This is a genomic window from Pseudomonas sp. 18-147 (assembly GCF_051048045.1).
Lineage (GTDB): Bacteria > Pseudomonadota > Gammaproteobacteria > Pseudomonadales > Pseudomonadaceae > Pseudomonas > Pseudomonas aeruginosa.
This window is the reverse complement of sequence record NZ_CP182296.1, coordinates 2,031,031-2,045,457: the sequence shown is the minus strand read 5'-3', so window position 1 is coordinate 2,045,457 and position 14,427 is coordinate 2,031,031. Positions and strand designations below refer to the sequence as shown.

Sequence of the window (14,427 nt, the reverse complement as noted above, 5' to 3'; positions counted from 1 at the left end):
CACCATGACGACACAGCCGCAACCCGGCCACGTGAGCCTGGATAGCTCCACCCAGCCCGCCCGCGTCAGAGCCATAGGTGATTGGACGCTCGCCCACTACACGGCTCTGGAGCGCGAGGTGACGCGCCTGCGCAGCGAAGTGGCGGGCAACGCCAGCTTCGACCTGAGCCAATTGGGCGCCCTGGATACCGCCGGCGCCGCCCTGCTCGCCGAATTGCTCGGCGCCGAGCGCCTGGCCGACCTCGCCGAGCTGGAGCCCGGCCTGCCGCGCGAGCGCCAGGCCCTGCTGAAGACCGTCGGCCACGCCCTGCACGACTTCTGCGAGCCGGAGAAACCCAAGCCGCCAACCACCGCCATCGAACTGCTGGCTCGCATCGGTTGTGCCATGGAGACCTTCTGGCTGCACCTCAAGGCACTCCTCGGCTTCATCGGCCTGACCCTGGAGACCCTGTTCCGCAGCCTGGTCCGCCCGGCCAGTTGGCGGGTCACGCCGCTGGTGGCGAACATCGAGAAGAGCGGCCTGGACGCGGTGCCGATCATCGCCCTGCTGACCTTCCTGGTCGGCGCGGTGATCGCCTTCCTCGGCGCCACGGTGCTGGCCAACTTCGGCGCGACCATCTACACGGTCAACCTGGTGGTGTTCTCCTTCCTCCGCGAGTTCGCCGTGCTGCTCACCGCGATCCTCATGGCCGGCCGCACCGCCAGCGCCTTCACCGCGCAGATCGGCTCGATGAAGGCCAACGAGGAGATCGACGCGATCCGCGCCCTCGGCCTCAACCCCATCGAGCTGCTGGTGCTGCCGCGGGTGCTGGCGCTGCTGGTATCGCTACCGATGCTGACCTTCGTCGGCATGCTCTGCGGCATCGTCGGCGGCATGACCGTCTGCGCCTGGACCCTGGACATCCCGCCGGCGATGTTCCTGTCGATCATGGAGGACGGAATCGGCGTACAGCATTTCCTGGTCGGTATCAGCAAGGCCCCGCTGTTCGCCTTCCTGATCGCCGTGATCGGCTGCCTGGAAGGCTTCAAGGTCAGCGGCAGCGCCCAGTCGGTGGGCGAGCACACCACCACCAGCGTGGTCCACTCGATCTTCGTGGTGATCCTGCTCGACGCCCTCGCCGCGCTGTTCTTCATGGAGATGGGCTGGTGAACCAGGACAACCCGCAGGCGATCATCCAGGTCCGCGACCTGTGCAACCGTTTCGGCGCCCAGGTGGTCCACGAGCACCTCGACCTCGACGTCCGTCGCGGCGAGATCCTCGGCGTGGTCGGCGGCTCCGGCACCGGCAAGTCGGTGCTGCTGCGCAGCATCGTCGGCCTGCGCCGGCCGACCTCCGGCAGCGTGCGGGTGTTCGGCGAAGACCTGCTGCAACTGCCGGAGGAGCGCCGCTCCCTGGTCGAACGGCGCTTCGGCGTGCTGTTCCAGCAGGGCGCGCTGTTTTCCTCGCTTACCGTGGTGGAGAACGTCGCCCTGCCGCTGATCGAGAACGCCGGCCTGCCGCGCGCCGACGCCGAGCACCTGGCCCAGGTCAAGCTGGCCCTGGCCGGGCTACCGGCCAACGCCGGCGACAAGTATCCGGCCTCGCTTTCCGGCGGCATGATCAAGCGCGCCGCCCTGGCCCGCGCCCTGGCGCTGGACCCGGACATCCTGTTCCTCGACGAGCCCACCGCCGGCCTCGACCCGATCGGCGCGGCGGCCTTCGACAACCTGATCCGTACCCTGCGCGACGCCCTCGGCCTGACCGTGTTCCTGGTCACCCATGACCTGGACACCCTGTACACCATCTGCGACCGGGTCGCCGTGCTGTCGCAGAAGAAGGTCCTGGTGGTCGACACCCTGGAACGGGTCGCCGCCACCGACGACGCCTGGGTTCGCGAATACTTCCACGGGCCGCGCGGGCGCGCCGCCCACCAAGCCGCCGCCGTGCCGGAGAATCACTGAGATGGAAACCCGAGCCCACCATGTGTTGATCGGCCTGTTCAGCGTGATCGTGATCGGCGCCGCCCTGCTCTTCGGCCTGTGGCTGGCCAAGTCCGGCTCGGAGGGCAAGTTCAACTACTACGACATCGTCTTCAACGAAGCGGTCAGCGGCCTTTCCCAGGGCAGCTCGGTGCAGTACAGCGGGATCAAGGTCGGCGACGTGGCCTTCCTCCGCCTCGATCCGAAGGACCCGCGCAAGGTCTGGGCACGCATCCGCGTGGTGGCCAGCGCGCCGATCAAGCAGGACACCACCGCCAAGCTGGCGCTCACCGGGATCACCGGCACCTCGATCATCCAGCTCAGCAGCGGCACGCCCGCCAGCCCGATGCTGGAGGGCAAGGACGGGAAGATCCCGGTGATCGTCGCCACGCCCTCGCCGCTGACCCAGTTACTGAGCAACGGCGAAGACCTGATGGGCAACATCAACCAGCTCATCGCGCGCTTCAGCAACCTGCTCTCCGAGGAAAACACAGCGCGCATCAGCCGCACCCTCGACCATCTCGACCAGGCCACCGGCGCGCTCTCCGCCGAGCGCGAGAACGTCAGCGCGGTGATGCAGCAGTTGGCCCAGGCGAGCAGGCAGGCCAACGCCGCCCTGGCCCAGGCCAGCGAGTTGATGCGCAGCGCCAACGGCCTGCTCAACGAGCAAGGCAAGGGGATGCTGGAAAACGCCAACAAGACCATGGCTTCGCTGGAGCGCACCAGCGCCACCCTCGACCAGTTGATCAGCGAGAATCGCCACTCGCTGGACGGCGGCATCCAGGGACTCGCCGAGCTGGGCCCGGCGGTCAGCGAACTGCGCGATACCCTGGCGGCACTGCGCGGAATCAGCCGGCGCCTGGAAGAGAACCCGGCGAACTACCTGCTGGGCCGGGAAAAAACCAAGGAGTTCACCCCATGAGGCTCGCCCTTCGCCTGCTGCGTCGCCTGTCCCTGGCCGCCGGCCTGGCCGCGCTCGCCACCCTCGGCGCCTGCTCGATCCTGCCGGAGGCGCAGGTCCTCCAGGTCTACCTGCTACCGGTGCACAACCCTCCGGCCAGCGCCGCCGCGCGGCCGGTCGACTGGTCGCTGCGGATCGCCCGGCCGCGTACCAGCCTGGTGCTGGAGAGCCCGCGCATCGCGGTGCGCCCGCACGGCGACGAAATCAGCGTGTACCAGGGCGCGCGCTGGAGCGATCCGGCGCCGTCGCTGCTGCGCGATCGTCTGATGCAGGCGTTCCAGGCCGACGGCCGGGTCCGCGGCCTGAGCAGCGACGACAGCAACCTGCAGGCCGATTTCGAACTGGGCGGCGACCTTCGCGCCTTCCAGACCGAGTACCCGAACGGCCAGGCCAGCGCGCTGATCCGCTACGACGCGCGCCTGGTGCGTACCGACGACAAGCGCGTGGTCGCCAGCCGGCGTTTCGAGGTCAGCCAGCCGGTGGATGGCAAGAAGGTCGCGGCGGTGGTCAGCGCCTTCGGCAAGGCCGGCGATACGCTGTCGGCCCAGGTTCTCGACTGGACCCTACGCCAGGCCTCGGCGCAACCCGCCGTGCAGCCCTGAAGCGTCCCGCCTGGCCTGGCGACTAGCCCGGGCGCTCCTGGCGGCGCGCCCGGTATTCGTTGGGCGTGCAGCCGAACCAGCGGCGGAATGCCCGGAAGAAATTGCTCGGATCGGCGAAACCCAGCAGGTAGGCGACTTCCAGCAAGGTCAGGCCGGGCTGCTGGAGATACTGTTCGGCCATATCCCGGCGCGTGTCGTCGAGCAGTTGCTGGTAGCTGGTGCCTTCTTCCTGGAGGCGCCGTTGCAAGGTGCGCTGCGACAGGTGCAGCGCCTGGGCCACCCGTTCGCGCTTGGGTTCTCCCTGCGGCAGCAGCCGGCACAAGGTCTGCCGGGTCAGATGGGTAATGCGGCTGGTACTGAAACGCGCCAGGTATTCGCCGGCGAAGCGATCGTGCAACTGGGCCAGCGCCTCGTTGGCCGAGGGTAGCGGCGTCTCGAGGTCGACGCGGGAAAACACCAGCGCGAACTCCTCGGCGTGAAAGCGCAGCGGCGCGCGGAACAGCTCGACATAGGGTGCCAGCGGCTCGCGGGGCGCGCCGGGCAGTTCCACCGCCAGCGGGTCCAGCGACCGGCCGGTGATCCAGCGGACCATGTCCACCAGGTAGGCCAGCGAGCATTCGGCACTCTGCGGTGGCGCCGGCAGGCGATCGCCATGCACCGTGACGCCGATTCGATAGCCCTGCGGCGTGCGGCGGAAAGTCAGGTCGGACGCTTCCGCGATGATCCGCTGGTAGCGCTCCAGGCGCGCGAAGCCTTCCGCCAGGTTGCGGCTCGACATCAGCGCATAGCCGACGACGTGGAAAGCCGGGCGCCGGACCCGGGCGATGTTCAGGGCGATCGCCGGGTTGCCGCTGAGCGCCACCGCACGCTGCCACAGACGGCTCATGGCGTCCTGCGGGAAGCGCGCGTCGGGGTCCTGCAAGGCCTGGTAGTCGAGGCCCAGCTCGGCGAACAGCTGGCGTCCGTCGAGGCCTTCCAGCTCCAGGGCGAGGACGATGCCCTGGACCCAGCTGGACAAGGTTGTACGTTCCGGCATCGGTCTCTTCTTGTTCTGGCGGGAGGCACGCCGACCGTCGTCCGGCCTGGCGGCCCAAGGATACTAAACTGGCCCTGTATGTCATCCGCGACATCGTGCGGCCCGCACTACACTGCGCGGACACAACGAGAGGAGGCATTCCATGAGCAGCCCTGATGACGAGCGTTTCCACAGTTTCGCCGAGTTCTACCCCTACTACCTGCAGGAACACAGCAACGCGGTGTGCCGCCGCCTGCACTACGTCGGCAGCCTGCTGGTGCTGGCGGTGCTCTTCCACGCCGTGGCCAGCCAGCAGTGGCTATGGCTGCTGGCGCTGCCGCTGGTGGGCTACGGCTTCGCCTGGGTCGGCCACTTCGTCTTCGAGAAGAACCGCCCGGCCACCTTCAAGTACCCGCTGTGGTCGTTCATGGGCGACTGGGTGATGCTCAAGGACGCTTTCACCGGCCGCATCCGCTTCTGACCCATCCGCGCGGCTGGCCCCCGGGCCGGTCGCTCCCCCGGGACGACCGTCGGTCCCGGATCGGCGCGCTTTCCTGAACTATCGATCAGCTGTCACTGGCCGCCGCGCAAACGCTTGGTTAAGATTCCGCCAGCAACCTGGCCACCCGCCATTCCCCAGGCGGAAAGCTCACGAGGCCGAGCCGGGACGAAAATACACAGGGATCCTCTCCAGCGCATGAAGCCTACCCTCCCCGACCGCTCGCCGACGAGCCGGTCCGTCGCGTCCATGCGTGAATACTATTCGCGCGTGCTGGCCTATATCGCCTGTGGCGCCAGCATCGCGGCGGGAACCTACACCCAGTATTTCAGCTACGGCATCCTCTGGATGGTGCCCTATGCGCTGCTCTACCCGCACCTGGCGTACCACCTCGGCCAGCGCTTCCGCCAGCACGACCCGCGCAAGGTGACCCGCGCCCTGCTCGCGGTCGACGCCGTGCACTGTGGCCTGGGCATGGCGCTGCTCGGCTTCTCCGTGGTGCCCAGCCTGATGTTCCTGCTGGTGCTGAGCTTCACCGCGCTGGTCATCGGCGGCCTGCGCCTGCTCGGCATGGCCTTGCTGGTATCGGCCAGCAGCGCCCTGCTGGTCGCCGTGCTCGTCGCCCCGCCGCTGCTGGGCAATACCCCGGTCGAGGTGGCCGCGGTCAGCATCCTGTTCTGCGGACTGTACATCTGCATCACCGCCTTCTTCGGCCACCAGCAGGGCCTGCGCCTGGCCCAGGTGCGCCAGGAGATCGCCCGCGAGCAGGAAAAGGCCGCGCGGCTCGCGCGCAACCTGGCCAAGTACCTGTCGCCGCAGGTCTGGGAAATGATCTTCAGCGGCAAGAAGAGCGTGCGCCTGGAAACCCAGCGCAAGAAGCTCACCGTGTTCTTCTCCGACATCCGCGGCTTCACCGAGCTATCCGAGGAACTGGAAGCCGAGGCCCTGACCGACCTGCTCAACAACTACCTCAACGAAATGTCGAAGATCGCCCTCAAGTACGGCGGCACCATCGACAAGTTCGTCGGCGACTGCGTCATGGTGTTCTTCGGCGACCCCAGCACCCAGGGCGCGAAGAAGGACGCGGTGGCTGCGGTATCGATGGGCATCGCCATGCGCAAGCACATGAAGGTGCTGCGCCAGCAGTGGCGGGCCCAGGGCATCACCAAGCCGCTGGAAATCCGCATGGGCATCAACACCGGCTATTGCACGGTGGGCAACTTCGGCGCCGACACGCGCATGGACTACACCATCATCGGCCGCGAGGTGAACCTCGCCAGCCGCCTGGAAAGCGCCTCGGAAGCCGGCGAAATCCTCATTTCCCACGAGACCTACTCGCTGATCAAGGACGTGATCATGTGCCGCGACAAGGGCCAGATCGCGGTCAAGGGCTTCAGCCGCCCGGTGCAGATCTACCAGGTGGTGGACTCGCGCCGCGACCTCGGCGCCGCGCCCAGCTACGTCGAGCACGAATTGCCCGGCTTCTCCATGTACCTGGACACCAACAACATCCAGAACTACGACAAGGAACGGGTCATCCAGGCCCTGCAACAGGCCGCCGAACGCCTGCGCGACAAGGTCATCCTCTAAGTTCGTCGAACGCCGCCGGCAGTTCGTCGCGCCATTCCGGCGCAGTCCGCGGGCCGCTCGCCTGCAGAGCCAGGAACTCCTCCGCCGAAACCCGCCAGGACTGTTCTCGCGCCCAGCACCCGCAGGCCTGGCGATCCAGCGCCAGCGCCTGGCGGCAGGCTTCGCCAAGATCCTCGTGCATGACCCCGGTCACGCCCTGCTGCAATACATCCAGCGGCCCCGGCACGGCGAAGGCCGCCACCGGCACGCCACAGGCCAGGGCTTCGAGCATCACCAGGCCATAGGTATCGGTCAGCGAGGGGAACACCAGCACCGAGGCCGCCCGGTAGGCGTCGGCCAGCGCGCGGCCATGGCGGTAGCCGAGAAAACGCGCCTGTGGATAGCGCTGCTCCAGCGCCGCCCGCTGCGGGCCGTCGCCCACCAGCCATTTTTCGCCCGGCAGTTCGAGATCGAGGAACGCCTCCAGGTTCTTTTCCGTCGCCAGCCGCCCGACATACAGGAACACCGGCGGCCGCTCTTTCGCCGGAGGTGTCTCGGCGGGATGGAACAATTCGGTATCGACGCCCTTGCGCCACAGCCGCAGGTGCTGGAAGCGCCAGGCGCAGAACTCGTCGCGCAGGCGCGGGGTGCTCACCAGCACCGCCCGGCTCGGCCGATGGAAGGTGCGCAGGAAGGCATAGCCCCAGGACAACGGCAGCCACGGACAGCGGTCACGCAGGTATTCGGGAAAGCGCGTATGGATCGCCGAGGTGAAGTCCAGGCCGCGCTTGCCCAGCCAGCGCCGCGCGGCCCAGCCGAGCGGCCCCTCGGTGGCCAGGTGCACGGCATCCGGGGCAAAGGCCTCGATCAGCCCGCCGAGGCGCCAGAGGTTCCAGGCCAGGGGGATTTCCGGATAGCTGGGACAGGGCAGGCAGCGGAAGTCGGCGGGCGACAGCACCCGTACCTGGTGGCCCAGCAGTTCCAGCTCGCGCTGCAGGGCCAGCAGGCTGGTGACGACTCCGTTGACTTGCGGTAACCAGGCGTCGCTGACGATCAATAGCCTCATGCCGCCGGCTCGACCGCCGCGGCCTGCGCCGCCAGCCGCGCCTGCTCCTCGGCCAGGCGGTAGAGCTGGATGCTGCCGTCCCAGTGTTCGATCAGCGCCGTGCAGGACTCCACCCAGTCGCCGCAGTTGAGGTAATCGACGCCCTCGATGCGGCGGATCTCGGCATGGTGGATGTGCCCGCAGACCACCCCGTCGAGCCCGCGCTTGTGGCACTCGTGGGCGATGGCTTCCTCGAAGTCGCTGATGAAGTTCACCGCGGTCTTGACCTTGTGCTTGAGGTACGCCGACAGCGACCAGTAGCCGTAGCCCCAGCGCCGCCGCCAGTGGTTCAGCCAACGGTTGAGGAGCAGGGTGAACTCGTAGGCGGAATCGCCGAGGAACGCCAGCCAGCGGTGGTAGCGGGTGATCACGTCGAACTGGTCGCCGTGTATCACCAGCAGCTTGCGGCCGTCGGCGGTACTGTGCACCGCCTCGTCGACCAGGCGGATGTTGCCGAGGATCAGGCTCGAATAGCGGCGCAGGAATTCGTCATGGTTGCCAGTGACGTAGATCACCTCGGTGCCGCGCTTGCTCAGGGTGAGCAGGCGGCGGATCACGTTGGTGTGCGCCTGCGGCCAGTAGATGCCGCCGCGCAGCTTCCAGCCGTCGATGATGTCGCCCACCAGGTAGATGCGATCGGCGTGGTAGCGCTTGAGGAACGCCGCCAGGTGTTCGGCCTGGCAATCCCGCGTCCCCAGGTGGACATCCGAGATCCACAGGGTCCGGACCCGCTGCTTGCGGTTCGAGGTGAAGCGTTGCGCGGTGCTCATCGGCGGGTCTCCGACGGTGTTTTTCCGATCTTGGCCGGCGCCGGTGAAACGACTGTGACAGGCCGGCGACCGTTGCGTGACAGGGCCCGGCTGTCTGTCGCCGGCGCCAGCGGGTAGACTGGGCGCCTGCCTCCGGGAGCTTCGCCATGGGTTCGATCCTTTCCCTGCGCCACTACAGCCACGACCAGATCGTCCACAGCCATGACCATGCCCAATTGGTCCTGGGCCTCAGCGGCTGCCTCGACTTCGAGGTCGAGGGGCGCGGCAGCCGCGTGTTGCGGCAGACCTTCGCGGTGGTTCCGGCGCAAGCCCGGCATGCCTGCTCGAGTCCCTCCGGCAGCCGCTGCCTGGTCCTCGACCTGCCCTGCGACGGCAGCCTGCTGCTGGGCCTGGGCGAACACGCCGAAGCCGGCAGGCGGCTGTTCGAGCGACCGCAGGCGCTGTCGCTGACGCCCGCCCAGGGTCAACTGGTGAACTGGCTGGCCAGCGGCCCGATCAACGACCCGGTGATCGCCCACCAGGGCGCCGGCCTGCTCCTCGCCAGCCTGGCCAGCGAGCGCCAGCCGCCGCGCCAGCAGCCCCGCCTGCCACTGGCCAGCCTCGACGCCTACCTCGACCGCCATGCCGCCCATCCGCTACAGGTAGCCGACCTGGCGCGGCTGGCCGGTCTTTCGGTGGCGCGCTTCCACAGCCTGTTCCTCGCCGAGACCGGACAGACGCCCATGGACTACGCGCGCAGCCGACGCCTGCACCAGGCCCACGAACTGTTGCTGGAGAGCAGCCTGGCGGTGGGCGAGATCGCCGCCCGGGTCGGCTACGCCTCGCAGAGCGCCTTCACCGCAGCGCTGGTCCGCGAGTTCGGCGTCACCCCGCGACAACTGCGTCGCGAGTCCCGCGACAAAACCGGCTAGCCGCACGACAGACAAATCCGTCACGACTCCTTACTCTCTGCCCATCGACAGAACAGGAGTCAGCATGGACATCATCGAATGGCAGGATTTCGAACGCGTCGAACTGCGCGTCGGCACCATCCTCAGCGCCGCTCCCAACCCCAAGGCACGCAAACCCGCCTATGTCCTCGAGGTCGACCTCGGACCGCTCGGCCTGCGCACCTCCAGCGCGCAACTGACCGCACACTACCAGGCCGAGCAACTGGTCGGACGCCAGGTCCTCTGCGTCTGCAACTTCGCTCCGAAGCAGATCGCCGGGGTGCGCTCGGAGGTCCTGGTCACCGGGGTCTACGATAGCGAGGACAAGGTGGTCCTGGCCGGCTTCGACAAGCCCCTGCCCAACGGTGCGCGCCTGGCCTGAAGGATCCCCATGAATCGACGTTCCGCCCTCGCCGCCCTGCACGGCGGCGCCCTCCTCTTCGGCCTGACCGGGGTGTTCGGCAAGCTGGCCAGCGCCTCCCCCGGGGTGATCGTGTTCGGTCGTGCGCTGTTCGCGGTGCTCGCCCTCGGCCTCTTCGCCCGCCTCGCGGGCCAGGCCTGGCGCGCCCTGGGACCCGCGCAATGGCTGCGCCTGGCGCTCTGCGGCCTGCTCCTGGCCGGCCACTGGGTGAGTTTCTTCATCGCCGTGAAGACCGCCGGCGTGGCCATCGCCACCCTCGGCTTCGCCAGCTTCCCGGCCTTCACGGTAATCCTCGAAGGGCTGCTCTTCCGCGAGCGCATTCATCTCGCGGAAGGACTGCTGGTGGTCCTGGTCAGCCTTGGCCTGGTGCTGGTCACGCCGAACTTCGACCTCGCCAGCGGCGCCACCCTCGGCCTGCTCTGGGCGATCCTTTCCGGCCTGCTGTTCGCCCTGCTGTCGCTGGCCAACCGTAGCAACAGCGGGCAGGTCGGCCCGGTGCAGGCGGCGCTCTGGCAGAACCTGGTAGTCGCCCTGTGCCTGCTGCCATTCGCGGTCGGCGAACTACCGGCGCCACCCGCTCTCGACTGGCTCTGGCTGGCCCTGCTGGGCGTCTTCTGCACCGGCCTGGCGCACAGCCTGTTCGTGGCCAGCCTGGCGGTGGTCAAGGCCCGCACCGCGGCACTGGTATTCGCCCTGGAGCCGGTCTACGGGATCGCCTTCGCCTGGCTGCTGTTCCATGAGACGCCGGGGCCGCGGATGTTCCTCGGCGGTGCCCTGATCATCCTCGCCATCGTGCTGTCGGCGCGCCTCGGTGCACGGGGCAGGAAAACCGCAGTCGGCGACGAACGAGGCGATCCCGAGCGCGCCTGAATCCGCCCCGGCCGTCACACCGGCAACCATCGAAAGTCCGCAGTGAATAAAAAAACCCGGTCGAACACGCGGGGGGAAGGGGTTCGACCGGGTGCTGCGTCCAATCACCGGAGCGTTGGCAGAGGGACGCAAAGGGAGGTGTCGGTTTCCAGCGCCTGCCGCATCCGCTCACGGGCTCGCGCCAGGCCTTTCTCACGGAATTCCGGGCCCATGTTCATGCCCTCCGCGTGGATGAAGGTGACGTCGTGGATGCCGACGAAGCCCAGCACCTGGCGCAGATAGGGTTCCTGGTGATCGAGACCACCGCCGGCGTAGATCCCGCCGCGGGCGGTGAGAACGAAGGCGCGCTTGCCCTGTAGCAGGCCTTCCGGCCCCTGCTCGGCGTAACGGAAGGTCAGGCCGGCGCGCAGCACATGGTCGAACCAGCTCTTCAGGCTGCTGGGAATGGCGAAGTTGTACATCGGTGCCGCCAGCACCAGCACGTCCGCCATCCGCAACTCCTCGGTCAGGCGATTGGAACGCTCGAGGGCGCGCCTTTCCGCAGCGCTATGGCCATCACAGGGGGTGGTCCAGGCTCCCAGCAATAATTCATCGAGGTGCGGCAGCGGCTCGCGCGCCAGGTCGCGGACCTGGAAGCGATCAGCGGGATGCGCGATTTTCCAGTGGGAGATGAATTCCGCCGTCAGCAGGCGGGAAACCGAGCCCCGTTGGCGGGCACTGCTCTCGATAACCAGGACACGGGACATGACTCGACCTCCACCCACTGCGCTACAACGATGGAGGTGAGGGTAGAGAATGATTAATCGATTAAAAAGTTGAAAAAACCGCTGTTAAATATCGACCAGGTTGATTTATAAACAGGCACCACCTAGTCTTTCGGTGAGAGAACGCTCTATTTCGCGATCTTGCAGGTCAGCTTGATCCGCAACTTGATGATGTCGCGGCCGAATTGCGCGGTGAAGTTGCTGTTCTGCCCGGGCTGGATCACGCCCTTGCGCACTTTCGGGGTCTCCGGGCCGTTGCGGAACACCGCCGTGCACTCTGCCGCCTGGCCTCCCAGGTTGGTGAGAAGGATCGCGCCCATGTCGCGCCCGATGTCCTGGGTGCTGTAGGAGACCTCGGTGCCGTTGAGTTGCGGGTCGACCTCGATCGGATAGGCGAAAGCGGACAGGGGCAGCAGCGATAGTGCGAAACAGCAAAGCCTTTTCATGGCCGGACTCCCGGTAGCGACAGATGGAAAAATGGCAACACCCTGAAAACCACGGCATCCCGTACGTCAAGAGAATGGACAGCTACCCCGTACAGGACGCCGACGACACGATAAGCGAAGTCGCCCCTCCGGCGCACTCGTCATCGCCTGCCGGCCGCGGAAACGCCGGCGAGGCATCCCTGCATTCGAGGAGGCGGAAATGAAAGCGCCACGCGTAACCCTGGACCAATGGCGGACCCTGCAGGCGGTGGTCGACCACGGCGGCTTCGCCCAGGCCGCGGAAGCCCTGCACCGCTCGCAATCGTCGATCAGCTATACCGTGGCGCGCATGCAGGAACAGCTCGGCGTGCCGCTGCTGCGCATCGACGGACGCAAGGCGGTGCTGACCGAGGCCGGCGAAGTATTGCTGCGCCGTTCGCGGCAACTGGTCAAGCAGGCCGGGCAACTGGAGGAACTGGCGCACCACATGGAACAGGGCTGGGAACCCGAGGTGCGCCTGGTGGTGGACGCCGCCTACCCCACCGCGCGGATCGTCCGCTCGCTGTCCGCCTTCATGCCGCAGAGCCGCGGCTGTCGCGTGCTGCTGCGCGAGGAAGTGCTCTCCGGCGTCGAGGAAGCGCTGATCCAGGGCGCCGCCGACCTGGCGATCAGCGGCCTGATCATTCCCGGCCACCTCGGCGCCGACCTCAGCGTGGTCGAGTTCGTCGCCGTGGCCCACCCCGACCATCCGCTGCACCGCCTGCAACGCGAACTGACCCACCAGGACCTGGAAACCCAGATGCAGGTGGTGATCCGCGACAGCGGCCGGCTACAGCCGCGCGACCACGGCTGGCTGGGCGCCGAACAGCGCTGGACGGTGGGCAGCCTGGCTACCGCGGCGACCTTCGTCGGCAACGGCCTGGGCTTCGCCTGGCTGCCGCGACACATCATCGAGCGCGAACTGCAGAGTGGCCAGCTCAAGCCGCTGCCGCTGAGCCAGGGCGGCGTGCGGCAGAGCCGCTTCTACCTCTACACCAACAAGGAAAAGCCGCTCGGCCCGGCCAGCCAGATCCTCATGGAAATGCTCAAGTCGTTCGCCAACGTACCGCTCAACGCGCCCTTCGCGGCGCCCGAACCGGCCGCCGAGTGAACGCAGATGCCTGACTTCCAGCACCGCGACTGCACCCTCGTCTACGACGACCACCCCGGTCCCACCGAGCGCGCGCCGGTCCTGCTGCTGCACGGTCTCGGTTCGAGCGCCCGCGACTGGGAATACCAGTTGCCGGCCCTGCTGGGCCACTACCGCCTGCTGGTCCCGGACCTGCGCGGCCACGGCCGCTCCGGCAAGCCGCGCGGCGGCTACAGCATGGCCGGCTTCGCCGAGGACTGCGCGGCGCTGCTCGACCGGCTCGGCTGCGGCCCGGTACACCTGGTCGGCATCAGCATGGGCGGGATGATCGGCTTCCAGTTGGCCTGCGACCGACCCGACCTGCTGCGCAGCCTGACCATCGTCAACAGCACTCCGGAAGTCATCCCGCGCAAGCCTCGCGAACATCTGGAGGTGGCCAAGCGCAAGCTCCTCTCGCGCCTGCTCAGCCTGCGGACCATCGGCCGCGCCCTCGGCCGGCTGTTGTTTCCCAAGGCGGAACAGGCCGGGCTGCGAGAGAAGATCGAGGCGCGCTGGGCGGAGAACGACAAGCGCGCCTACCTGGCCAGCCTCGACGCGATCATCGGCTGGGGCGTGCAGGAACGATTGGCCGAGATCGCCTGTCCGACCCTGGTGATCAGCGCGGATCGCGACTACACGCCGGTATCGCTGAAGCAGGCCTATTGCGAGCGGATCGCCGACGCCCGCCTGGTGGTGGTGGAGGACTCCCGCCACGCCACGCCGATGGACCAACCCGAGATTTTCAACACCACCCTGCTCGGCTTCCTCGCCGATATCGATAAAACCAAGGAACAACCATGCTCAAACGTCTCCTGATCGCCGCCTGCACCCTGCTCTTCGCCGGTTCCCTGCTGGCCGCCACGCCTGCCGCCAAGCCGCACGTCCTGATCGCCACCAGCCTCGGCGAGATCGAGGTAGAACTCGATCCGGCCAAGGCGCCGATCAGCGTGAAGAACTTCCTCGAGTACGTCGACAGCGGCTACTACGACGGCACCCTGTTCCACCGCGTGATCCCGGGCTTCATGGTGCAGACCGGCGGCTTCAGCGCCGGCATGCAGGAGAAGAAGACCCGTGCACCGATCAAGAACGAGGCCGACAACGGCCTGCTCAACGAGCGCGGCACCCTCGCCATGGCCCGTACCGGAGTGGTCGATTCGGCCACCAGCCAGTTCTTCATCAACCTGACCGACAACGACTTCCTCAACCATGGTGCCCGCGACTTCGGCTATGCCGTGTTCGGCAAGGTGGTGCGTGGCATGGGCGTGGTCGACCAGATCGCCAAGGTTCCCACCACCCGCCGCAACGGCTTCGCCGACGTGCCGAGCGACGACGTGGTGATCCTGTCCGCCAAACGCCTCTGAGTCCAGCCG

General features: G+C 67.5%; 17 protein-coding genes. 12 read left to right on the top strand and 5 right to left on the bottom strand.

The genetic code is table 11. The features are described from left to right. Positions 1-4: 4 nt before the first annotated feature. The 4 genes from ACM0M4_RS09890 to ACM0M4_RS09875 are packed head-to-tail and all read left to right on the top strand — an operon-like array spanning position 5 to position 3,522. Positions 5-1,150, top strand: coding sequence for an MlaE family ABC transporter permease (locus ACM0M4_RS09890; protein ID WP_003116404.1), 1,146 nt, complete (start codon positions 5-7; stop codon positions 1,148-1,150). Further along, positions 1,147-1,941, top strand: coding sequence for an ABC transporter ATP-binding protein (locus ACM0M4_RS09885; protein ID WP_003124351.1), 795 nt, complete (start codon positions 1,147-1,149; stop codon positions 1,939-1,941). The genes ACM0M4_RS09890 and ACM0M4_RS09885 overlap by 4 nt, the downstream gene beginning before the upstream one ends. A gap of 1 nt (position 1,942) precedes the next feature. After that, positions 1,943-2,881, top strand: coding sequence for an MlaD family protein (locus ACM0M4_RS09880; protein WP_003114822.1), 939 nt, complete (start codon positions 1,943-1,945; stop codon positions 2,879-2,881). After that, on the top strand, positions 2,878-3,522 hold the full coding sequence (locus tag ACM0M4_RS09875; RefSeq protein WP_014602687.1) for an ABC-type transport auxiliary lipoprotein family protein: 645 nt from the start codon (positions 2,878-2,880) through the stop codon (positions 3,520-3,522). Before ACM0M4_RS09880 ends, ACM0M4_RS09875 begins: the two co-directional genes overlap by 4 nt. Before the next feature lie 22 nt (positions 3,523-3,544). On the opposite strand, the gene ACM0M4_RS09870 is transcribed toward ACM0M4_RS09875, so the two are convergent. Beyond that, positions 3,545-4,558 carry an AraC family transcriptional regulator gene (locus ACM0M4_RS09870; protein WP_003114821.1) on the bottom strand — a complete coding sequence of 338 codons (1,014 nt, stop codon included), beginning with the start codon at positions 4,556-4,558 and terminating at the stop codon, positions 3,545-3,547. A gap of 142 nt (positions 4,559-4,700) precedes the next feature. Here ACM0M4_RS09870 and ACM0M4_RS09865 point away from each other — a divergent pair, with 142 nt between their 5' ends. Both ACM0M4_RS09865 and ACM0M4_RS09860 read left to right on the top strand, forming a co-directional pair. Next, positions 4,701-5,018, top strand: a complete 318-nt coding sequence (locus ACM0M4_RS09865; protein WP_003114819.1) for an Mpo1-like protein — start codon at positions 4,701-4,703, stop codon at positions 5,016-5,018. 216 nt (positions 5,019-5,234) lie between these two features. Further along, a complete protein-coding gene (locus tag ACM0M4_RS09860; protein ID WP_003124349.1) occupies positions 5,235-6,626 on the top strand; it encodes a protein CyaB in 1,392 nt (463 codons plus the stop codon). Here ACM0M4_RS09860 and ACM0M4_RS09855 read toward each other — a convergent pair. Beyond that, positions 6,616-7,671 (bottom strand): glycosyltransferase family 4 protein, encoded by a 1,056-nt coding sequence (locus tag ACM0M4_RS09855; RefSeq protein ID WP_015649197.1) that lies wholly within the window; start codon positions 7,669-7,671, stop codon positions 6,616-6,618. The genes ACM0M4_RS09860 and ACM0M4_RS09855 overlap by 11 nt on opposite strands. Beyond that, complete coding sequence (locus ACM0M4_RS09850; protein WP_003091510.1) at positions 7,668-8,480, bottom strand: UDP-2,3-diacylglucosamine diphosphatase; 813 nt, start codon at positions 8,478-8,480, stop codon at positions 7,668-7,670. Before ACM0M4_RS09850 ends, ACM0M4_RS09855 begins: the two co-directional genes overlap by 4 nt. Before the next feature lie 146 nt (positions 8,481-8,626). Between ACM0M4_RS09850 and ACM0M4_RS09845 the strand changes: the two genes are divergently transcribed. The 3 genes from ACM0M4_RS09845 (at position 8,627) to ACM0M4_RS09835 (ending at position 10,700) form a co-directional block, all read left to right on the top strand. After that, positions 8,627-9,391, top strand: coding sequence for a helix-turn-helix domain-containing protein (locus tag ACM0M4_RS09845; RefSeq protein ID WP_003114816.1), 765 nt, complete (start codon positions 8,627-8,629; stop codon positions 9,389-9,391). Between the two features lie 64 nt (positions 9,392-9,455). Further along, the gene (locus tag ACM0M4_RS09840; RefSeq protein WP_003109191.1) at positions 9,456-9,791 is read left to right on the top strand and encodes a tRNA-binding protein; all 336 of its coding nucleotides are present in this window, start codon (positions 9,456-9,458) and stop codon (positions 9,789-9,791) included. 9 nt (positions 9,792-9,800) lie between these two features. After that, on the top strand, positions 9,801-10,700 hold the full coding sequence (locus ACM0M4_RS09835) for a DMT family transporter (RefSeq protein WP_115288736.1): 900 nt from the start codon (positions 9,801-9,803) through the stop codon (positions 10,698-10,700). Positions 10,701-10,804: 104 nt separating this feature from the next. On the opposite strand, the gene azoR3 is transcribed toward ACM0M4_RS09835, so the two are convergent. Beyond that, complete coding sequence (gene azoR3 / locus ACM0M4_RS09830; RefSeq protein WP_003114814.1) at positions 10,805-11,446, bottom strand: FMN-dependent NADH-azoreductase AzoR3; 642 nt, start codon at positions 11,444-11,446, stop codon at positions 10,805-10,807. Positions 11,447-11,592: 146 nt separating this feature from the next. After that, complete coding sequence (locus ACM0M4_RS09825) at positions 11,593-11,910, bottom strand: hypothetical protein (protein ID WP_003091533.1); 318 nt, start codon at positions 11,908-11,910, stop codon at positions 11,593-11,595. Positions 11,911-12,109: 199 nt separating this feature from the next. Between ACM0M4_RS09825 and ACM0M4_RS09820 the strand changes: the two genes are divergently transcribed. From ACM0M4_RS09820 to ppiA, 3 genes are read left to right on the top strand one after another with little or no spacing between them, the layout of a single operon-like run. Beyond that, positions 12,110-13,039, top strand: coding sequence for a LysR family transcriptional regulator (locus ACM0M4_RS09820; RefSeq protein WP_003091534.1), 930 nt, complete (start codon positions 12,110-12,112; stop codon positions 13,037-13,039). 6 nt (positions 13,040-13,045) lie between these two features. Beyond that, the gene (locus ACM0M4_RS09815; protein WP_003119699.1) at positions 13,046-13,873 is read left to right on the top strand and encodes an alpha/beta fold hydrolase; all 828 of its coding nucleotides are present in this window, start codon (positions 13,046-13,048) and stop codon (positions 13,871-13,873) included. After that, on the top strand, positions 13,855-14,418 hold the full coding sequence (ppiA, locus tag ACM0M4_RS09810; protein WP_003114812.1) for a peptidylprolyl isomerase PpiA: 564 nt from the start codon (positions 13,855-13,857) through the stop codon (positions 14,416-14,418). Before ACM0M4_RS09815 ends, ppiA begins: the two co-directional genes overlap by 19 nt. The last annotated feature ends 9 nt before the right edge of the window (positions 14,419-14,427 follow it).